This window comes from Kitasatospora sp. NPDC015121 (genome assembly GCF_055562955.1).
Genome location: NZ_JBVHEH010000015.1, coordinates 30,937 through 51,959, shown reverse-complemented (window position 1 = coordinate 51,959; position 21,023 = coordinate 30,937). Strand labels below are relative to the sequence as shown.

Annotated in this window: 12 protein-coding genes and 1 pseudogene; 9 read left to right on the top strand and 4 right to left on the bottom strand. The window is 71.5% G+C overall.

The features are described 5' to 3' along the window. Entirely contained in the window at nt 1-414 is a 414-nt protein-coding gene (locus tag ACZ3J7_RS23055) for a DUF3017 domain-containing protein (protein ID WP_465624193.1), read from the top strand. A gap of 188 nt (nt 415-602) precedes the next feature. Further along, a complete protein-coding gene (locus tag ACZ3J7_RS23050; protein WP_465624191.1) occupies nt 603-1,595 on the top strand; it encodes a malate dehydrogenase in 993 nt (330 codons plus the stop codon). Nucleotides 1,596-1,652: 57 nt separating this feature from the next. On the opposite strand, the gene ACZ3J7_RS23045 is transcribed toward ACZ3J7_RS23050, so the two are convergent. Continuing rightward, the gene (locus tag ACZ3J7_RS23045) at nt 1,653-1,964 is read right to left on the bottom strand and encodes a hypothetical protein (protein WP_465624189.1); all 312 of its coding nucleotides are present in this window, start codon (nt 1,962-1,964) and stop codon (nt 1,653-1,655) included. Nucleotides 1,965-2,409: 445 nt separating this feature from the next. On the opposite strand from ACZ3J7_RS23045, the gene ACZ3J7_RS23040 reads away from it, so the two are divergent. After that, nucleotides 2,410-2,538 (top strand): hypothetical protein, encoded by a 129-nt coding sequence (locus ACZ3J7_RS23040; RefSeq protein WP_465624187.1) that lies wholly within the window; start codon nt 2,410-2,412, stop codon nt 2,536-2,538. Between the two features lie 39 nt (nt 2,539-2,577). Here ACZ3J7_RS23040 and ACZ3J7_RS23035 read toward each other — a convergent pair whose 3' ends face one another. Beyond that, nucleotides 2,578-3,147 (bottom strand): hypothetical protein, encoded by a 570-nt coding sequence (locus ACZ3J7_RS23035; RefSeq protein WP_465624185.1) that lies wholly within the window; start codon nt 3,145-3,147, stop codon nt 2,578-2,580. Here ACZ3J7_RS23035 and ACZ3J7_RS23030 point away from each other — a divergent pair. From ACZ3J7_RS23030 to ACZ3J7_RS23005, 6 genes and pseudogenes are all read left to right on the top strand, one after another. Further along, nucleotides 3,095-9,397 carry an RHS repeat domain-containing protein gene (locus ACZ3J7_RS23030; protein WP_465624183.1) on the top strand — a complete coding sequence of 2,101 codons (6,303 nt, stop codon included), beginning with the start codon at nt 3,095-3,097 and terminating at the stop codon, nt 9,395-9,397. The two genes, ACZ3J7_RS23035 and ACZ3J7_RS23030, sit on opposite strands and share 53 nt — an antisense overlap. A 188-nt stretch (nt 9,398-9,585) precedes the next feature. Next, nucleotides 9,586-9,990: an SMI1/KNR4 family protein gene (locus ACZ3J7_RS23025; protein WP_465624181.1), complete on the top strand. Its 405-nt coding sequence runs from the start codon at nt 9,586-9,588 to the stop codon at nt 9,988-9,990. Nucleotides 9,991-10,026: 36 nt separating this feature from the next. After that, entirely contained in the window at nt 10,027-11,340 is a 1,314-nt protein-coding gene (locus tag ACZ3J7_RS23020; protein ID WP_465624179.1) for a hemolysin family protein, read from the top strand. A gap of 29 nt (nt 11,341-11,369) precedes the next feature. After that, nucleotides 11,370-12,407 (top strand): tryptophan--tRNA ligase, encoded by a 1,038-nt coding sequence (gene trpS / locus ACZ3J7_RS23015; RefSeq protein WP_465624177.1) that lies wholly within the window; start codon nt 11,370-11,372, stop codon nt 12,405-12,407. After that, a complete protein-coding gene (locus tag ACZ3J7_RS23010; RefSeq protein ID WP_465624175.1) occupies nt 12,407-12,961 on the top strand; it encodes a 2'-5' RNA ligase family protein in 555 nt (184 codons plus the stop codon). Before trpS ends, ACZ3J7_RS23010 begins: the two co-directional genes overlap by 1 nt. 109 nt (nt 12,962-13,070) lie before the next feature. Further along, nucleotides 13,071-14,789: pseudogene (locus ACZ3J7_RS23005) on the top strand (Stealth CR1 domain-containing protein); the annotation flags it as partial. A gap of 12 nt (nt 14,790-14,801) precedes the next feature. On the opposite strand, the gene ACZ3J7_RS23000 reads toward ACZ3J7_RS23005, so the two are convergent. Next, on the bottom strand, nt 14,802-17,219 hold the full coding sequence (locus tag ACZ3J7_RS23000; RefSeq protein ID WP_465624173.1) for a CDP-glycerol glycerophosphotransferase family protein: 2,418 nt from the start codon (nt 17,217-17,219) through the stop codon (nt 14,802-14,804). Nucleotides 17,220-17,327: 108 nt separating this feature from the next. Then, nucleotides 17,328-20,924, bottom strand: a complete 3,597-nt coding sequence (locus tag ACZ3J7_RS22995; RefSeq protein ID WP_465624171.1) for a bifunctional glycosyltransferase/CDP-glycerol:glycerophosphate glycerophosphotransferase — start codon at nt 20,922-20,924, stop codon at nt 17,328-17,330. Between the last annotated feature and the right edge of the window lie 99 nt (nt 20,925-21,023).

Genomic DNA, 21,023 nt, shown 5'->3' with positions numbered 1-21,023 from the left:
GTGCCCGCCGTCATGCGGCGCGGCCGCCGCCGTCCCCCCGTCACCACCCAGGGCACCCTGCCGCCCGAGGGTTCCGCCGCCGCGCTCGACCGCCGGCACGCCCTCGCGCTGCGCCAGTGGCCGATCACGCTGGTCCTGGCCGTCGCCGGGGCCGGCCTGCTCGCCACCTGGGCCGGTCACTTCCGCCTCGGCCTGATCACGGTCGGCGCGGCGCTGCTGCTCGGCGCGCTGCTCCGGCTCGGCCTGCCCGACGTCGGCCTGCTGGCGGTCCGCAGCCGGTTCACCGACGTCACCCTGATGTTCCTGCTCGGCGGCGCGATCGTGCTGCTCACGCTGGTCGCCCAGCCCGACCCGTGGCTGCGGGTCCCGGCGCTGGAGAACGTCGGACGGCTGATCGGGCACCCGATGCGCTGACGCGGGCCGGGGGACGGGCGGGCCGGCACCCCGGCCCGCCCGTCCCGCCCCGGCCGCCGCGAGCCCCGGTCGGTGGGGCCGAGCGCCTTGCGATAGCCTTGCCCAGGTCTCTCGATATCGAGAGATCATCCTCGGCTCCAGCGCGCCGGTGTGCCTGGGGCACCTGGCGATCGCAGGAGAAGGCTGAAATGACTCGCACCCCCGTCAATGTCACCGTCACCGGAGCCGCCGGCCAGATCGGCTACGCGCTGCTCTTCCGCATCGCCTCCGGTCACCTGCTGGGTGCCGACGTCCCGGTGAACCTGCGCCTGCTGGAGATCCCGCAGGGCGTGAAGGCGGCCGAGGGCGTCGCCATGGAGCTGGACGACTGCGCGTTCCCGCTGCTGCGCGACATCACCATCACCGACCAGGCGAACGTCGCGTTCGACGGCGCCAACGTCGCGCTGCTGGTCGGCGCCCGTCCGCGCACCGCGGGCATGGAGCGCGGCGACCTGCTCTCCGCCAACGGCGGCATCTTCGGCCCGCAGGGCAAGGCGATCAACGACAACGCCGCCGACGACATCAAGGTCCTGGTGGTCGGCAACCCGGCCAACACCAACGCCCTGATCGCCCAGCGCAACGCCCCGGACGTGCCGGCCGAGCGCTTCACCGCGATGACCCGCCTGGACCACAACCGCGCCGTCGCCCAGCTCGCGAAGAAGGCCGGCGTCACCGTCGAGGACGTCAAGAAGGTCACCATCTGGGGCAACCACTCGGCCACCCAGTACCCGGACCTGTTCCACGCCGAGATCTCCGGCAAGGCCGCCTTCGACGCCGTCGGCGCCGACCAGGAGTGGGTCGAGAACTTCTTCATCCCGAAGGTCGCCAAGCGCGGCGCCGAGATCATCGAGGTCCGCGGCGCGTCCTCGGCCGCCTCGGCCGCGAACGCCGCCATCGACCACGTGCACACCTGGGTCAACGGCACCCCGGCGGGCGACTGGACCTCGATGGGCATCGTCTCCGACGGCTCGTACGGCGTGCCCGAGGGCCTGATCTCCTCCTTCCCGGTCACCACCAAGGACGGCAAGTTCGAGATCGTCCAGGGCCTGGACCTCTCCGAGTTCGACCGCAAGCGGATCGACGCCTCGGTCGGCGAGCTCGCCGAGGAGCGCGACGCGGTGCAGGAGCTCGGCCTCATCTGAGCGCCGCCCTTCCGGGACCGAGCACCGTGACCGGGTCCGCCGCGCAGGCGGGCCCGGTCACCTGCGCGCCAGCAGCGCCACGCTCAGGCCGGAGACTCCGCCCTGCCTGCTGGACGGGAAGTGCCGTTCCAGGATCCGCTGCTCACCGTGCAGGCCGGACTCCGGCTCGGCGCACAGGCGGGGCCACAGGTCGTCGCGCTGCTGGCCGTACACGGCGCCGTCGCCGACGATCGGGGCCGCGGGACGGTGGTCGAGCGGGGCGAACCAGGTCAGCGGCTTCGGGAGCTCGTAACGGGCGTGCGCGAGCAGGGTGCGTACCGCGATCTGGTCGGAGAGCACGAGCAGGCCGAGGACGGCCGGCGCAGCCACCGAGCCGCGCAGCCGGACCAGAACGCAGGCGGCGGCAGCACGAAGGACAGGTACTTCGGGGTGAAGTACGAGTGGGGCCGTACCGGTAGACCACCCACAGCAGCAGGACCGGCGGCAGGACGCCGCCCGCCAGCACCACGAAGGCGTACGAGTGGGCCTGCTGACCCTACCGGGCGACGATTCGCGCGAAGGCGAGCAGCAGGTCCGCTCAGGCCGAACATCGGTCGGCCGACGCGGTGCAGGCTGCGGCGCCGGTCATAGCCAGCACCGTCGGCAGGCGCGGCACCGGTGAGGCCCCGCCCGCTGGAGGACGCGAGCGGGGACGGGGCGGCCCGAGCCATGAGCGCGGTCCTCCGCTTTCGACCGGTAGGCGCCCGAACCAGTGCGATCGAGCGGTTTCCGCCGATTTTATCGCCGTACGTCGATCCGCCGGGCCCGGACCTCGATGGACATCATCTCCGACGGCTCATGCGGCGCGTCCGAGGGCCTGATCTCCTGCTTCCCGGTCGCCGCCGAGGAGTGCGACGCGACCCGGGACTCGAACATGAGTACCAATTGGACGAAGGAACCGTGAAGGGCCTTCATCTGACGGTTCGTTACTTGTTAAAGATATTTAAAAATTAATTCTCCATCGCTTCGCCTGCTGATGACTTGACGGCGCATGGGCTGCCATAGTCTCCGTCGACCTGGTGAATATGCCAGGAAAACGTGCCGTATGCATGGTCTGCCAAGGAGTTTTCGCGTACATGTTCAGTTCGAATCTGATCCGCTCCATCGGGAAGCGGTCAGATATTTTGTCCAGATCATCCGGTTCAAAGAGTCTTGGGATGATATGCGTCGGGACTCTCGTCGTTTCGTTGGCGGCGTCCCCGGCATTTGCCGCCCCTACCGCTTCCAGTAAGCCCGCGGTGGCGGGTGCGGCGGCGGTGAAGGAGGTGAAGTCCCTCGGGGTGAAGAGGATCGAGGTGTCGGGGGACGCGCAGCGTTCCTTCGTGCCGAAGGCGACGGCGTGGCCGAAGGCGGCCTGGGGTCGGTCGGCTTCGGTCGCGGCGGGCGCGAAGTCCCAGGCGGCGGGGACGCCGGTGTGGGTGCAGGGTGGGTCGTCCGCCGCGCCGGCGGTGGACGTGAAGGTGCTGGACCAGACGAAGAGCGCCCAACTGGGCCTCTCCGGTGTGGTGTTCACGGTGGACGGCGGTGACGCGCGCGGCAAGGCGCGGATCGGCGTCGACTACTCGTCGTTCGCGGAGGCGCTGGGCGGCAACTACGCCTCCCGGCTGCGGTTGGTGTCGTTGCCGGCGTGTGCGCTGACCACGCCGGAGCTGGCGTCCTGCCGGGTGCAGACGCCGCTGGCCACGGACCGTGACGCGACGGGCAGGTCCGTCTCGGCCGAGGTCGACCTCGGTTCCGCCGGTGCGGTGAAGGCGAATGCCGAGGATGCGTCGGGCTCGAAGATCGTCTCGGCGGTGTGGTCGGGCGACGCCTCGGTCGCGGAAGCAGCGGAGACCTCTGCCCCAATGGTGCTGGCCGCAGCCGCCTCCAGCGGCGCTGACGGTTCCTCCGCGGGCTCCTACGGGTCCAGTTCCCTCGGTCCGAGCGGATCGTGGGTGGGGGGAGGTTCCACGGGAGCGTTCACCTACTCCTACCCGGTCGCCACTCCCGGTGCGTCGACGGAGCTCACCCCGAAGGTTGAACTTTCCTACGACTCCTCCGTAGTGGACGGGAAGACGGCGAGCACCCAGGCGCAGGCGTCGTGGATCGGTGACGGCTGGACGATGCCGGAATCCTTCATCGAGCAGACCTTCGCCTCCTGTTCGGACGACCCGGAGGGTTCGGCCTCACCGAAGTCGACCGACGACCAGTGCTACGCGGGCCAGATCCTGACCCTGTCACTGAACGGCTCCTCAACGGCCATCGTGTGGGACAAGGCCAAGGGGACCTTCACGTCGTCGAACGAGGACGGCGCGAAGATCGCGCACGTCACCGGTTCGAACAACGGGACGGGGACCTACAACACCGACTACTGGACGGTCACCGACCGGTCGGGGACGGTGTACTCCTTCGGGCGCAACCAGCTGCCGGGGTGGAGTGCGGGCAAGGCGGCCACCAACTCGGTGGACTCGATGCCGGTGTACTCCTCCCACGCGGGCGACCCGTGCTACAACGCCTCGGGCTTCGACGCCTCGGTGTGCACCATGGCCTACCGGTGGCACCTGGACTACGTGACCAGCGTCCAGGGCTCCGCGATGTCCTACTACTACACGCAGGACACGAACTACTACGGGCAGAACAACGGGGCGTCGAACACGAAGTACGTGCGCGACTCGTACCTGGCCCGGATCGACTACGGCTTCAAGGACGGCGGCGCCTACGGCACCGTCCCGGACCAGGTGGTGTTCACCACCGGTTCGCGCTGCGTGGCCACCACCTGCGACCCCATCTCGGCGGCCAACAACGCGGCCCAGTACCCGGACGTGCCGTTCGACCTGATCTGCAACCAGGGCGCCACCTGTTCGCAGAAGTCGCCGTCGATGTTCTCCACCGTGCGGCTCAAGCAGATCACCACCAGGCAGTGGGAGACGCCGAGTTCGCAGTACAAGCCGGTCGACACCTACGACCTGGCGCAGACCGAACCGCCGACCGGTGACGGCACCTCGCCGACCCTGTGGCTGGCTTCGGTCACCCGCACCGGCAACGACACCTCGGCCGGCGGTTCCGGTTCGATCGCGCTGCCGCCGGTGAAGTTCGCGGGCACCACGATGCAGAACCGCGTCGACACCGCCAACTACCCCGGCATGTTCCGCTACCGCCTGACCTCGATCACCACCGAGATGGGCGCGGTCACCGGTATCAGCTACGGCCTGCCCAACCCCTGCACCGCCTCCTACGTCGCCTCCGCGAACGCCTCGGCCAACACCAACTCCTGCTACCCGGTGCGCTGGACGCCGAAGTTCTACACAGCGCCGATCACCGACTGGTTCCACAAGTACGCCGTCACCCAGGTGTTGGAGGCCGACGCCACCGGCGGCGCCCTGCAGAAGAACACGAGCTACGAGTACGGCGGCGGCGCCGCCTGGCACTACGACGACAACGAGATCGTCAAGGCCAAGGACCGCACCTGGGGCCAGTTCCGCGGCTACGCGACCACCACCGTGCGGGTCGGTGATGGCACCAACAACCCGAAGACCAAGAACACCACCGCCTACTACCGGGGCATGGACGGCGACTACCTGACCGCCACCACCACCCGCAGCGTCAGCGTCACCGACTCGCAGGGCGGCGTCCACGCCGACAGCGGCCAACTCGGTGGCTACACCCTGGAAAGCACGGCGTACAAGGGTGATGGGGGACCGGTCGAGAATTCGACCATCACCTCGTACTGGATCTCACCGGCCCTGGCGACCCGTAGCCGTACCGGACTTCCCGATCTCGCCTCCATCGTGGTGCGTCCGATCGAGAGCCTCACCCGGCAGGCCGTCACCTCCGGTGGCAGCACCACCTGGCGTCTCACCGAGATCGACACGAGCTACAACGCGATCGTGAACGATGTCGAGTTCGGGCTCCCGAAGGTCACGTACACGCACACCGTCCCGGCGGATCCGGCGTACGACTCCTGTGCCACCACGGCGTACGCGCCGGCCAACACGGCGAAGAACCTCGTGGGCCTGGTGGCTGCGGAGGAGACCGACTCCGTCGCCTGCTCCGGCTACACGGCGGGCTCGAAGCCGTCGGTGCCCGGTTCGGTCAACACGCTGGGCGCGCCGTCCTCGGTGAACCGTCCCGCGCAGGTGATCTCCGCCAGTCGGACCTTCTACGACGACAACACCTACTCGACCGCTTTCCCGCAGGCCGCGGCGCCCGCAGTCGGTAACCCCACGATGGTGCAGCAGGCCGCCGACTTCACGGGCGGGGCGTTCAGCTGGCAGACAGTGAAACGCCAGACCTTCGACGCCTACGGGCGACCGTTGGTCAGCTACGACGCAAACGGCAACGCCTCCACAGCCGCCTACACGGTGGACACGGCGGGACTGACTACCAGTCAGACCGTAACCAACGCCAAGAACCAGAAGGTCACCACTGGCTTCTCCCCGGCACGCAACCTGACCACGACGGCGACCGACATCAACGGCGTCACAACGACCACCGCGTACGACGCCCTCGGCCGAGTGACTTCGGTGTGGTCGGACTCTCGCCCGACAAGCTCGCCCGCCAACCAACTCTACGCCTACGCCATTTCGCAGTCCGGGGTGTCGGGGACGACCTCGCAGTCGCTGAACGATTCGCTCGGCTACGTGACCTCGTACACCGTCTACGACTCCCTGGGTCGTGCACGCCAGGCCCAGGCCCCGACCCCGAAGGGCGGACGGCTGATCACGGAGTCGTTCTACGACTCGCGCGGCTGGGTGTGGAAGACGAACAGCACGTACTGGGACCCGGACAACGCGCCGTCGCTGTCGGTGGCCTCGGTGCAGGACTCCAAGATCCCCAGTCAGAACGTGTCGACCTACGACGGCCTGGGCCGGGTCGTGGTGGACACCTCCTACCAGTACTCGCAGCCGAAGGAGGTCACCACCACGGTCTACGCCGGTAACCGCACCACCGTGATCCCGCCGGTCGGCGGCACGGTCAAGAGCACCGTGACCGACCCGCTGGGCCGCATCGTCGAGCTGGACGACTACACCGTCCGCCCGACCGTGACCGTCCCGGCGAACACCTTCACCGGCGACTTCACCGTCAGCGGCGGCACCAGCCAGGCCATCACCTACGGCTTCGACGGGCACGGCAAGCAGAACACCGTCACCGCCGCCGGCTCCACCTGGACCACCACCTACAACCTGCTCGGCCAGGCGGTGGCGAAGAACGACCCCGACGCCGGTACCAGCACCATGCTGTACGACGCGGCGGGCAACCTGATCCAGTCCACCGACTCGCGCGGCAAGTCCACCAGCACCACCTACGACGCGCTGAACCGCAGGACCGCCACCTACGCGGCCCCAGTGGCGGCCAAGAGCGCGGTCAACCAGACCGCGTCGTGGGTCTACGACAACGACAACAATGTTGCCGGCGTCACCAACGCCAACGGCCAGGCCACGACGATCACCTCCTACGACGGCGGCCAGCCGTACGTGACCCAGGCGGCCGGGTTCGACGTGATGGGCCACTCCAAGGGCGAGACGATCACCATCCCGTCCGCCACTGAGGGCACCCTGCTCGGCAAGTCGTACGCCTTCTCGCACACCTACTCGACCATCAAGGGCCTGCCGATCAGCGACACCTCGCCCGCCGGCGGCGGCCTGCCGCTGGAGAAGGTCAACCGCACCTACGCCACCGCCTTCGACCTGCCCAACGGCGCGGGCGTCAGCGGCGGCCTCGGCTACGCGCAGGACACCAGCTACGACGCCTACAGCCGGGTCGAACAGGCGACCCTCGGCGACACCGGCGGCCTGGGGTACATCACCAACACCTACGACCCCCACACCGGCAAGCTGACCGACCAACTGGTCTCCCGCTCCACCACCAGTGGCGCGAGCGACGTCGACAAGCAGCACTACGACTACGACCTCGCCGGCAACACCACCCGCCAGGTCTCCACCCGTCTCGGCACCACCAGCGAGACCCAGTGCTTCACCTACGACCAGCTCGACCGCCTCACCCAGGCCTGGACCGCCACCGACTCCTGCGCCGCCAAGCCCACGACGCTCAGCCACTCCCAGGTCGGCGACGCCGTCGGCGGGGGCGCCTACTGGACCGACTGGCAGTTCGACGCGCTGGGCAACCGCACCAGCCAGACCCAGCACGCCACCAACATCCCCGGCACCGACACCACCACCACCTACACCTACAACGGCAACGGTGCGGGCCAGGCCCACACCCTGACCTCCGCCACCGGCGGCACCAGCCTCAGCTACGACAGCGCGGGCAACACGATCCAGCGCACCACCCCCGCCACCGGCGCGCAGACCCTCACCTGGGACGACGCCCACCGGCTCAGCAAGGTCAGCGGTCCCACGGGGGACACGAAGTACGTCTACGACGCCGACGGCCAGGTCCTGCTCCAGAAGAACCCGACCTCGACCACGCTCTACCTGCCCGGACAGCAACTCACCCTGACCGGAAGCACGGTCACCGGCGCCCGCTACATCCCGCTCCCGGGCGGCGGCACCGTCGTGCGCACCGGCCTCGGCAGCACCTACAAGTTCGAGATCGCCGATCCGCACGGCACGTCCGGCCTCGCGCTCGACAACACCGCGCAGTCGCCGACCTGGCGCCAGTTCACCCCCTATGGCGGCACCCGCGGCACCACGGTGACCTGGTTCGACAACCGCGGCTTCCTCAACAAGCCCACCGACACCACCACCGGCCTCACCACCCTGGGAGTGCGCCAGTACGACCCCGCCACCGGCAGTTTCATCAGCCCCGACCCGGTCTTCGATCCGACGGACGCGCAGCAACTCGGCGGATACAACTACGCCGGCAGCAACCCCGTCGCCAAGAGCGACCCCACCGGCCTGCGGCCCGATGGTAAGTGCTCGGGCACCTGCAACGACGGGACGACCGATCTATGGGGTGGCGGTCCCGACCACTGGGTGTACGAGAACGTCGGTAACGTGTGCGGCAACAAGATCAGCATCACCGTCATCGACTTCGGGAAGTACGGCGGTTCCGACTCCTGGACGACCGATGCTCCGAAGAAGAAGCTGCAGCCCACTAGCTGGGGCTGGGGCGTGAAGGTTCCCAACCGGGACCGGGACTTCTTCGCGGGCCTGGCCCGCACGCTCGTGATCGAGCCGCTGTCACTGGCCGGCGACTTCTTCACCGGTCTGGCTCCGGGGCCCTCCGCCGGTGACCGACTGCGGGAGAACTACGAGCAGTGGATCCTCGCTCACGGAGTGGAACCCGAGAGCGCCAACTACGCGGCGGGCGGATTCCTGCCGATGTCCCTCGACGACCCGATCGGTGCGACCGGGTTCACCAAAGCGCTCGCCGAGGACCCGGCCCAGGCCGCGCTGGTGAACGCCGTCCGCCAGCAGATGTACGACTCGTACGACACGTTCGCGAGCAATAGGCTGCGACCAGGCATGTCGGAAGGACTGCTCCTGCCCGACGGCACGATGTACCTGAACTACAGCCTCAAGGGAGCCAAGGCGAACAACGTCGAGGAGGTCAACAAAGTCCTGAACGACCTGCCGGACTTCTCGCGAGGCAACGGCCACGGCCAGTGCGGCCTGGTCCAGTGCATCAACCAGGCCGTCCAGGACGGGAGGGACCCGACCGGGGGCAAGGTCGCGGCGTTCACCATCCTGCCACCTGCCAAGATGGCCGAGGCTCCCCTGGGCCCTTGCCGCAGCTGCTTCTCACTGGTGAAGAAGTACGACCTCCAGGTGCTCACCGGAGCGTCCGTGCCCGAGACCAAGTTGAAGGGCGGAGGATGGTGACACCCCTCGGATAGCCACCGTCCTCGGACTGCAGCCCTGCCGGATACCCTTCGGCAGGGCTGTTCCGCACTCCCACAGAGCGAGGTGATCCGATGAGCCGGGGTTGGCTGGCTTCGTTGTTCGGCGCAGCCGCCAGGAGTGGACCGCAGCGGCGCGGCGACTCCTACCCCGTACTGACGGAGCCTGAAGTGCGCGCCTTCGAGAACCGTTTCGGGATCGAGCTCCCGGACGACTACCGGCGCTTCCTCCTCACCGTCGGAGACGGTGGGGCAGGTGTGTGCCCGCTGCTCTGGCCCTGGTACCCGCCGGACGAGCACGAGCCCTTTCCCGGGTTCCTGGCGACCCCGTTTCCGCACGTCAGGGAGTTCCGGCTACCCGGCCCCGCGGCTGTGACCGAGGAATTCGTGACGGGGACGATCGTGGTCGGGTACGACGGAGTCGAACCGGTGAGGTGTTGGCATCGCCTGGTGGTCACCGGCGCCCGGGCCGGCCAGGTGTGGCAGGACCGGCTCGAACAGGAAGGCGTCTTGACACCCGGACCGCGGTTCGTGGTCTGGTACCGGCACCGGCAGCTGACCGTCGGGCCCGGCTGACACCCCAACGGGCCCGGGACCCCTAGGATGCGGCCCGTGAGCGAAACCCTGCAGGACGCCGCGCTCGTCCTGGTGTTCATCATGCTGGGCGGGCTGTTCAACGTCGCGGAGATCGCGCTGATCTCCCTGCGCGAGGGGCAGATCCGCACCCTGGAGGCGGTGGGGTCGCGGCGGGCCGCGCGGGCCGCGCACCTGGCGGCGGACCCGAACCGGTTCCTGGCCGCGGTGCAGGTCGGCGTGACCTGCATGGGCTTCCTCTCGGCGGCGTTCGGCGCCGACACGCTGGCGGGCAAGCTGGCGCCGGTGTTCGTCCGGGCGGGCCTGTCCGAGGGCGTCGCGGACGCGGTCGCGCTGGTCGGCCTGACCCTGGTGATCTCGTACGCCTCGCTGGTGCTGGGCGAGTTGACGCCCAAGCGGATCGGCCTGCAGCGGGCCGAGTCGATCGCGCTGCTGGCCGCGCCGGTGGTCGACGTGATGTCGGTGGTGCTGCGGCCGGCGATCTGGCTGCTCGGCCACTCGACCAACCTGATGGTCCGGCTGCTGGGCGGCGACCCGACCGCAGGACGCGGCGTGATGAGCCCCGAGGAACTGCGCGGCCTGGTCGCCTCCAACACCGAACTCGGCTCGGACGAACGCGCGTTGATCAACGAGGTGTTCGCGGCCGGCGAGCGCCAGCTGCGCGAGGTGATGGTCCCGCGGACCGAGGTGACCTTCCTCGACGGCGACCGCCCGGTCGCCGAGGTCCGGCACGAGACCGACTCCGCGCCGCACTCCCGCTACCCGGTGGTGGAGGGCTCGTACGACGCGGTGACCGGCTTCGTGCACGTCCGCGACCTCTACGGGGCGAGCGGCGAACGGGCCGTCCGGGTGCGGGAGCTGGCCCGCCCGGTGAAGCTGCTGCCCGCCACCAAGCGGGTCCTGGAGGCGATGGGCGAGATGCGCCGGGAGGGCCACCACCTGGCGATCGTGGTCGACGAGTACGGCGGCACCGCTGGCATCGTCACCCTGGAGGACCTGGTCGAGGAGGTGATCGGCGAGATCCGCGACGAGTACGACGCCCAGGACACCACCGCCACCCGCCGGCTGGCCGGCGGCGGCGTCGAGCTCGACGGCCTGCTCAACCTCGCCGACTTCACCGAGGAGACCGGCCTGACCCTGCCCGAGGGCCCGTACGAGACGGTCGCCGGGTTCGTGGTCCGCGAACTGGGCCGGCTGCCCGGCAAGGGCGACCAGGTGGTCACCGCCGACGGCACCCGGCTGACCGTGGCCCGCCTCGACGGCCGGCGGATCGAGCGGCTGCGGGTGAGCACCGTCACACCGGCGGACCCGGTCGGCCGAGAGGTTTCCTGACCGGCCGGGGGAACTGGAACAATGGCCCCATGGTCAACGCAGCGGTCACCGGTCCCGTGAAGGACCGCCCCCGGGTGCTCTCCGGGATCCAGCCCACCTCGGGCTCCTTCCACCTGGGCAACTACCTCGGCGCGGTGCGCCAGTGGGTCGACCTGCAGGAGGCCAACGACGCCTTCTACATGGTCGTCGACCTGCACGCGATCACCGTCGAGCAGGACCCGGCGGTGCTGCGGCAGAACACCCGGGTCTCGGCCGCCCAGCTGCTCGGCGCCGGCCTCGACCCGGAGCGCTGCACCCTGTTCGTCCAGTCCCAGGTGCCCGAGCACGCCCAGCTCGCCTGGGTGATGAACTGCCTCACCGGCTTCGGCGAGGCCTCCCGGATGACCCAGTTCAAGGACAAGTCCGCCAAGCAGGGCAGCGACCGCACCACGGTCGGCCTGTTCACCTACCCGGTCCTGATGGTCGCCGACGTGCTGCTCTACCAGGCCGACGCGGTGCCGGTCGGCGAGGACCAGCGCCAGCACCTGGAGCTCACCCGCGACCTCGCGGACCGCTTCAACACCCGCTACGGCAAGACCTTCACCGTCCCCGAGCCGTACATCCTCAAGGCCACCGCCAAGATCCAGGACCTCCAGGACCCGGCCGCGAAGATGAGCAAGTCCGCGGCCACCGACAAGGGCCTGGTCAACCTGCTCGACCCGGCGAAGACCAGCGCCAAGAAGTTCAAGAGCGCGGTCACCGACACCGACACCGTGGTGACCTACGACGAGGCGAACAAGCCCGGCGTCTCCAACCTGCTGCGGATCCACTCCGCGCTCAGCGGCCTGTCGGTCGACGAGCTGGTCGCGCACTTCGAGGGCAAGATGTACGGCGCCCTGAAGACCGAGCTGGCCGACCTGTTCACCGAGTGGGTCACCCCGTTCCAGGCCCGCACCCAGCAGTACCTGGACGACCCGGCCGAACTCGACCGGGTCCTCGCGCTGGGCGCCGAGAAGGCCCGCGCGGTGGCCGCCGAGACCCTCGCCGAGGTCTACGACCGGGTCGGCTTCCTGGCGCCCAAGCGCTGATGCCGACGGCTCCCGCCACCGGTGGTGACGGCCTCGACGAGGCCGTCACCATCGGCGTGTCCATACACGTCCCGGAACCGTACGGCAGCCTGGTGCAGGACGCCCGGGCCGGACACGGCGACCCGCGGGCCAGGTCGATACCGACCCACGTCACGCTGCTCCCGCCGACCGCGGTCCGCACCGGCGAGCTGCCCGGGGTGGAGCGCCACCTGCGGGCGGTGGCCGCCGCCCAGCGCCCGTTCCGGATGCTGCTGCAGGGCAGCGGCACCTTCCGACCGGTCTCCCCGGTGGTGTTCATCCGGGTCGAGGAGGGTGCCCAGGAGTGCCGGGTGCTGGAGGCCGAGGTCCGCTCCGGCCCGCTCGCCCGCGAACTGGCCTTCCCCTACCACCCGCACGTCACCGTCGCGCACGACGTGCCCGAAGCCGCCCTGGACGCGGCCCACGAGGCGGCCCGGGATTTCCGGGCGGTATTCGACGTCACCGAGTTCGTACTCTCACGGTTCGACGCGGACGAGGTCTGGCGGCCCCGGACGGTGTTCCGTTTCGGCGCCTGACCGTTTCACCTGCGGGTCCTGCCAGTTTCCTGGGAATTGTTTTCCTCGTCTTTGCCTTCTGTTCCGCTGTTGTTAGCGTCGCCGTGGTTCCGGCGGGCTCAGGAGTGACATGGCAACGAGGCAGGCAGTTCCCCGGTCCGTCCGGAGGGTCGTCGGCCGCGTCATGCGCCGGTGCGGCCTCCTCCCGCCCCCGCCGCCCCCGCCCCCGCCGCCGCCCGCCCCGGTCGACCCGCAGCGCCTGCGCGAGGACGAGCTGGCCGCCGCCCACCCCGCGCTGGTGCGCCACCGCGACCGGCTGGCCGAGGTCCGCGACGACCTGCTCGACGCCCAGGCCCGGCAGGCCAACCTGGCCGCCGTCGCCGAGGCGCTGGACGCCGCGGGCGTCCGCTACCTGCTGATCCCCGACCGCGGCACCCGCTACCGCCTGGGCGTGCCGCCGGGCCTGCGCGAGGCCGCGCTGACCGCCGTCGCCGAGGCGTTCCGCGGCACCCCCCGGTACGCCGCGATGCTCGGCCACGGCCGGGTGCACGGCACCGTCCTCGCCGAGTCCCTCCCGGCCGCCGTCGCCGGGCACGAGGAGCTCCCGCCGCCGCCCGAGGTCCCCGAAGGCGAGGAGCCGCCCCCGCCGCCGGAGCCCCCGGAGCCGGTCAAGGGCGTGCGCCTGTACCGCCCGGTGGTGACGAGCGGCCGCACCCTGTACTACGGCGAGGAGCACGGCTGCGACCTGGAGTTCTGGGACGCCGCCGGGACCTCCGCCGGAGGCGTCGCCTCGATCGGCGAGACCCCGTACGGGTGGTGGCTGCCCTCGATGGAGGCGGCCGGCACCGTCCGGGTCGGCGAGCGCGACTACCCCGTCGCCGAGGCCTTCCTGCACGACCTCCCGGAGGACGTCCGCTTCCCGGTGGACGCCGTGTTCACCTGGGTCGACGACGGCGACCCGGCCTGGCGGCGCCGCCGCGCCGAGGCCCGGGCCCGGCTGCTCGGCGACGACGGGCCCGCCGTCGAACGCGACGACGACGACCACCGCTACCGCAACCGCGACGAACTGCGCTACGCCCTGCGCTCGATCGCCATGTACGCCCCGTGGATCCGGCGGATCTTCCTGGTCACCGACGACCAGGTGCCGCACTGGCTGGACACCGGGGTGCCCGGGCTGACCGTCGTCCCGCACCGGGACGTGCTGCCCGGGGGCCCGGTGTTCAACTCGCACGCCATAGAGACCGGGCTGCACCGCATCCCCGGCCTGGCCGAGCACTTCCTCTACTTCAACGACGACGTGTTCCTGGGCCGCCCGGTCCGTCGCGAGGACTTCTTCCTCGGCAACGGCCAGCCGAAGGTGTGCCGGGACAGCAGGGTCCTCCCCCCGTCCGAGACGCTCGGCCGGCCCGACGTGTACACCGCCTCGCAGCAGCACACCCGGCGGCTGCTGGAGGCCGCCCACGGCCGCTCCTTCGCCCGCGTGCTCGCCCACGCGCCGCACCCGCTGCGGCGCGGCCTGCTGCTGGCGTCCGAGCGGCGCTGGGGCGCGGAGCTGGCCGACACCGGCCGCTCGGCCTTCCGGGCCGCCGTCGACGTCGCCCCCGTCACCCTGGCGCTCTACCACGCCCAGCTGTCCGGCGGCGCCGTCGACGGCACGCTGCGGCACCGCTACCTGGCGGTCGACCGGGCCGAGGACCGCGACGGGCTGGAGCGGCTGCTCGCCGACCGCGACCTCGACGTGTTCTGCCTGGCCGACGGGGCGGGCGACGGCAGCCCCGTCGAGGAGCAGGACCGGGCGGTGGCGGCGTTCCTCGACGCCTACTTCCCGGTGCCGGGTCCGTTCGAACTGCCCCGGCCGACCTCAGCCGCCGGCACCGAGGGCGAGCATCCGGTCGACCACGCGGGCGGCGGCCCCGCCGTCGTCCAGGGGGCAGAACCGCTCCCGGAACCGTCGGCGGGCATCCCGGTGCAGCGCCGGGTCGAGGTCCCGTAGCGCCGCCACCAGCTGCTCGGAGCGGGACAGCAGCGGGCCGGGCGCCCAGCGCTCGAAGTCGAAGGCGAAGCCGCGCAGGTCGTCCCGGTAGTGCGCCAGGTCGTAGGTGAAGAACAGCATCGGACGGCCGGTCAGCGCGAAGTCGAACATCACCGAGGAGTAGTCGGTGACCAGCACGTCCGCGACCAGCAGCAGGTCCTGCACGTCCGGGTAGTCGGCGACGTCGCGGACGAAGCCGTCGTCGGGCAGCGCCCCGCCGACGTGCACGTGCGGGCGCAGCAGCAGCACGTGGTCGCGGCCCAGCGCGGCCCGGGCGGCGGCCAGGTCGAGCCGCAGGTCGAAGGCGTGCCGGCCGCCGGGGCCCGGCCGGTCGTCGCGCCAGGTCGGGGCGTACAGCACCACCCGGCGGCCGGGGGGCAGCCGGAGCCGGCGGCGGATCGCGGCGACCTCGGCCGGGTCCGGGCGGGCCAGCCGGTCGTCGCGCGGGTGGCCGGCCTCCAGCACCTCGCCCCGGTAGCGGAAGGAGTCGCGCAGCTCCGCGGTGGCGAAGGGGCCGGGCGACACCAGTAAGCTCCACTGCCGCACCTCGTGCTCCAGCCGCCGCAGGTAGCCGTCGTCGGCGGCCCAGCCGGGCGGCAGCCGGTGCGCGATCCGCTTCAGCGGCGTGCCGTGCCACAGCTGGACCACCACCTGGTCCTCGCGGCGGTGCAGGAACTCCGGGAAGTGCGTGTTGCCGACCAGGTAGCGGCAGGTGGCCAGCGCCTCGTACCACTCGGGTCCCCACTGGCGCACCGCCCGGACGCCCGGGGGGAGCCGCTCCTGCCCGTCCTCGACCACCCACAGGTGTTCCAGGGCGGTGCCCCGGCGGACGAGTTCGGCGTGCACGGCGCGCGGATTGCAGGCGTACCCGCGGCCGCCGAACACGTCGTACAGCACCGCCTCGCGCGGCGGGCGCCGGCGGGCGGCCGGATAGGCGTCGGTGCGCAGCCGGTGCTGGCGGTGGGCGCTGCGCTCGACGGCGGACAGGACCGGGAGGCTGTCCACGACCAGGGTGTCGTGCCAGCGGCGCTGGAGCAGGAAGGACTTGCCGCCGGCCGCGGTCCGGGCGGGCAGCAGCGGCAGCACCGAGGGGTGCAGCCGCAGCGGCCGTTCGTCCCCGTCGGGGCCGGGCAGCCGCAGCAGGGCCTCCCAGACGCCCTTGGCCAGCGGGCGGGGCGCGCCGTCCGGCCCGGGCGGGGTGAGCGGGAGCCGGGCGGTGAACCGGCCGCCCGCGGCCGGGGGGACGGGGGAGCGGCGCTCGCGGCCGTCGCCGGTGTGCCGCAGGACCAGTTCCAGCGGGCGGTCCGCGGGCCCGAGGAACTCGCCGGACAGCTCGAAGGCGCCGTCGGCGGGGAGGATCCGGTCGACCCGCGGTTCGGACGGCCGGACGTGGAACTGCAGCCGGTCGTCGGCGAGTTGCCTGGCCTGGAGAACCAGTTCACCGCCGGGCAGCGGGAGTTGGCAGGGCCCCTCCGGCGGGTGGCGCAGCGTCAACGGGGCGGGCCCGTCGGGCAGTTCCAGGACGGCGTCCCAGTGTCCGGGGGCGGGGCGCGGGACGGTGCCGACCAGCGCGGTGAACCGCCCGCCCCGCCAGCGGGCCCCGGTCTGGATCAGCTCCCCGGTGTCGCGGTGCCGCAGGACCAGCGGCCCGCCGCCCGGACCGGCCGCGCTGCCGCGCAGTTCGAACCCGTCGGGGCGGGCCAGGCAGGAGGAGACCCGGACGGCCGGGCGGCTCGCGGTCAGGTGCAGGACGCCGCCGTCGGCGGAGGCCGCCAGGTGGAGGTCGTCGCCGCTCCAGCCGGCCGGGGGGTACTCGCCCCCGCCGCACCAGTGCGGCGCGAGCGGGGTGCGGGCCACGAGCCGCCCGCAGGTGACGGCGGCCTCGACCCGCCAGGTGGTGCCCGCCCGGCCGGGGCGCGGGCGCAGCGCGGCGGGGTCGAGCCTGGCGGTGAAGCCGGTCCAGTCGAGGCGGTGCCGGGTCTGCGCGCTGTCGTCGGTGGCCTCGGGCAGGTAGCGGGGGACGGTGCGCAGCCGGACGGTGCGCCGGGAGCCGTCCAGGGGGCGCAGCTCCAGGACGGTCCGGGTCTGGCCGGGGTGCTCCCCGGGGTGGCCGGTGAGGTGGCCCTCGCCGTGCAGCAGCAGGACGCCGCCGTCCCAGACGGCGTGGCGCAGCGTGGCGGCGGCGGTGGGGGCGTCGGGCCGCCGGGCATCTCCGGAGGGGGGGCGGTGCCGCAGCAGGGAGGGCATTTTCGACATCCCAGCGCAAAGGCTCGGGAAATGTCAATTCCCTCCGCTTCGGAAAAGCGGAGGGAATTGACATACTTTAATCGGAATTATTTGGGCGGTTTGCCCGGCCTACCCGGCGGAGCCCTTCCCGCCCTCGGCCAGCATCGCGTCCGCGACCCGCGCCGAGGCCTGGCCGTCGTCCAGGTCGCCGTAGGCCTCGCGGAACGCCGCGTACTTGTCGGCGTACTCGGCGGTGACCGCGGGCAGGTCGCCCAGCGCCCGGACCACCTCGGCGGAGGTGCGCAGCAGCGGGCCGGGGGCCTGCGCCTCGAAGTCGAAGCTGAAGCCGCGCAGGTTGTCCCGGTAGTGCTCCAGGTCGTAGGTGAAGAACAGCACCGGCCGGCCGGTGTTCATGAAGTCGAACAGCGCGGCCGAGTAGTCGGTCACCAGCACGTCCGCGACCAGCAGCAGCTCCGCCATGTCGGGGTAGGTGGTGACGTCCCACACGTAGCCGTTGCCGGCCTCGGCGATCTGCCCGCGCACCACCTCGTGGGCGCGCACCAGCAGCACCTGGTCGTCGCCCAGCGCGGCCCGGGCCGCCTCCAGGTCGAGCTGCAGGTTCAGCTGGTAGCCGCCGTCGGGCAGCCGGCGGTCCTCCCGGAAGGTCGGCGCGTACAGCACCACCTTCTTGCCCTCCGGCAGGCCCAGCTGCTCGCGCACCCGCTCGGCGGTCTTCTGCCGGTCGGCGGCGAACAGCAGGTCGTTGCGCGGGGAGCCGCTCTCCAGTACCTCGCCCTCGAAGCCGAAGGCGCGCCGCAGCACCGGCGCCGACCAGCGGTTGCCGGCCACCAGCAGGCTCCACTGCGGCACCTCCTCCTTGAGGTGCTCCAGGTACCCGGAGTCGGTGAACCAGACCTTCTCGAAGTCGGTCCCGATCCGCTTCAGCGGCACGCCCTGCCAGGTCTGCACGACGACCTGGCCCGGCCGGCGGCGGAAGTACGTGGGCAGGTGGGTGGAGGTGACGACGTACTTCGCGGTGGCCAGCGCCTCGAACCACTCCGGGGAGCGGTGGCGGACGCACTCGGCGGTCTGCGGCAGCTCGGCCTGCAGGTCGACGGAGGTCCACAGGTGGCGCAGCGGCAGGCCGCGGCGGACCAGCTCCTCGTGCACCGCCCGGGGCGAGTCGCTGTACACGCCGCCGTCGGCGGCCCACCAGTCCTCCCGGACGGTGTGGTAGAGCACCGTGTCGGTCAGCGGCGCGGTCCGCTCCCGGGTGTAGGCCAGGCGCAGCTGGCGCTGCCGGTAGCCGCTGCGCTCCTCCGGCTCCAGCGGGTCGTGCGACTCCATCGACAGCAGGTCGAAGCCCCGGCGCTCCAGGACGACCCGCTTGCCGCGGGCCCGGAGCTCCAGCGGCAGCGCGTCGAAGGTCGCGGCGGACAGCTCGGCGCCCGGCCAGGTGCTGTCGACCTCGGCGCCCGCCGGGCGGAACAGCACCGTCCAGCTGCCCTTGTGCAGCGGCACCCGGCCGGCGAAGGACGCGGTCGGCACGGCGGGCAGCGCGACCCGGAAGCGGCCGTCCACGATCTCCATCGGGTAGGCGTGCTCCTCCTGGCGCTTGTGGTGCCGGGCCACCAGCTCGTAGCGGTGGGTGCCGGGCAGCGGGAAGGAGCCGCTGAGCACGAAGCCCTCGCCGTCGGCGGCCGTGCCGACCTCCTCGATCACCGGCTGCAGCACCTGGTCGCACAGCTGCAGGTAGCCGGACGGGGACGGCTTGGCGTACAGCGAGCGGGCCCCGCCCTCCAGCGGCAGGTGCAGCTCCACCGGGGCGGCCCGGTCGTCCAGCACCAGCGGCAGCACGTCGCCGCCGGCCAGCTTCAGCGCGAGGTCCCAGCGGTCCCGGGTGCGCTCCTCGGCGGTCGGGTCCAGGACCGCCCAGGACTCCCGGACGGCGGTCAGGTCGGCGATCCGGAAGCGCGCCGTGAACGGCAGGTCGCGGCCGACCGGGGTGCCCAGCTCCAGCTCGGCGAACAGGTCGCGGTCCGACTCGACGTGCTGCAGCCGCAGCTCGGCACCGGCCAGGTCCGCGCCGGAGCGGACCAGGCCGCGCAGCTCCACGCCGCCGTCCCCGAGCGCGGTCGCCGAGACCGCGCGGGCCCGCACCCGCTCCACCCGCAGCAGCAGGTGGCCGTCGCGCGACCAGGGCACGATCCGGACGTCGTCCTCGACCCAGTGCGACGGCGGGTACTGGTTGCGGTCGTGCCAGCCGACCGACACCCGGCCCTTGTAGACGCCGCCCTTGCCGACCCCGGCCACCAGCACCCGCCAGGAGCCCTCCTTCCAGGCGCCGCGGTGCTTGAGCCGCTGCGGGTCGATGGACGCGGCGAAGCCGGCCCAGTCGCAGCTGTACAGGTCGTGCGGGGAGCTGGAGGTGGCCTCCGGGCTGTACTGCGCCTTGGTCTGCACGGCCACCACCCGGCGGCCCTTGGCCTCGCGCAGCACCAGCGCCTTGACCATGTCGTGCTTGTTCTCGGCACCCAGGTGCTCGGGGAACGCGTGGCCGGTCAGCTGCAGCCTGCCGTCCTCCCAGAGCGCGTCGTACAGCCGCGAGCGCATCACCAGCGCGTTCTTCAGCCGCAGCACGTCCGCCGGGACGCTCTTGCGGCCGCCGCGCAGGAACGGGTAGTCCGCGTACGGGCGGAGCAGGCCGCGGGCCGGGGCCGCGCCGTTGCTGTCCTGCTCGAAGCGGAGCTGCTCGATCAGCTCCTCCAGCCGGCCCTGCAGGGTCAGGTGGTACTTGAGCCGCAGCGGCGCGCGCAGCTTGCGGACCGGCTCGGGCCCGATGGCGCGCAGCAGCCGGCCGGCCGACTCCAGGTAGGCCGCGTTGTACTCCGGGTCGCCCGCCAGCACCGACCCGAAGAACATCGGGATCTCCTCGACGAGGTTGTTCTCGTCGTAGGTGCGCAGGTACTTGCGGTACTTCGGGTCGCTCTGCGCCGACAGCCACTCCCGGACCAGCTCCATCGACTTGACCCGGTCGATGACGCCCTTCGGGTTGGTCTTCATCTGGGTGATCGACATCTCGCCGACCTCCCGCTCGCGCCAGTGGTAGATCGGCTCGGCGAGCACGTCGACCCGGCGGGCCAGGAAGTGGTGCGGCACGCTGACCGGCGCGTCCTCGTAGAGGATGCCCTCGGGGTACAGCACGCCGGCCTCGTCGAAGAACGAGCGGCGGTAGACCTTGTTCCAGGCGGTCCGGTCGGTGATCAGCGCCGGGATCTCGGTGATGTGGGTGCGCAGCCGGGTCGCCGCGAACGGCTTGCGGTGGCCACCGGACTGGTAGTGGCCGACCGCGCGGAAGCGCAGCACGTTGCCGGTGCAGAAGTCCGAGCCGGTCTCGTCCAGCGTGCCGATCATCAGCTCGTAGGCGGACGGCGGCATGGTGTCGTCACTGTCCACGAAGGCCAGGAACTCGGTGCCCTCGGAGATGTGCCGGTAGCCCGTGTTGCGGGCGGCGCCCAGGCCCTTGTTCACCTGCTGGACCAGCCGGAACCGGGAGTCCTTGGCGGCGTAGGCCTTGGCGATCTCGGCGCTGGAGTCCTTCGAGCCGTCGTCGACCATGACGCACTCGAAGTCGTCGAAGGTCTGGGCGGCGATGGAGTCCAGGCACTCTTCGAGGTAGCGCTCGACGTTGTAGATCGGGACGACGACGGACAGACGGGGGGCCATCGGTAGCGCAGAGCCTTTCCTCGGGGAGTGCGACCGGCGGGCCCGTGGATACGTGCGTACGAGAGCGGACCTCCACCGGCGGCGATCCTACCTCTCCCC

What these genes read in the sequence shown, in the direction of transcription:
- ACZ3J7_RS23050 (WP_465624191.1), top strand. Translation starts at nt 603, where the DNA reads ATGACTCGCACCCCCGTCAATGTCACCGTCACCGGAGCCGCCGGCCAG.
- ACZ3J7_RS23040 (WP_465624187.1), top strand. Translation starts at nt 2,410, where the DNA reads ATGGACATCATCTCCGACGGCTCATGCGGCGCGTCCGAGGGCCTGATC.
- trpS (WP_465624177.1), top strand. Translation starts at nt 11,370, where the DNA reads ATGGTCAACGCAGCGGTCACCGGTCCCGTGAAGGACCGCCCCCGGGTG.
- ACZ3J7_RS23010 (WP_465624175.1), top strand. Translation starts at nt 12,407, where the DNA reads ATGCCGACGGCTCCCGCCACCGGTGGTGACGGCCTCGACGAGGCCGTC.
- ACZ3J7_RS23000 (WP_465624173.1), bottom strand. Translation starts at nt 17,219, where the DNA reads ATGCCCTCCCTGCTGCGGCACCGCCCCCCCTCCGGAGATGCCCGGCGG.
- ACZ3J7_RS22995 (WP_465624171.1), bottom strand. Translation starts at nt 20,924, where the DNA reads ATGGCCCCCCGTCTGTCCGTCGTCGTCCCGATCTACAACGTCGAGCGC.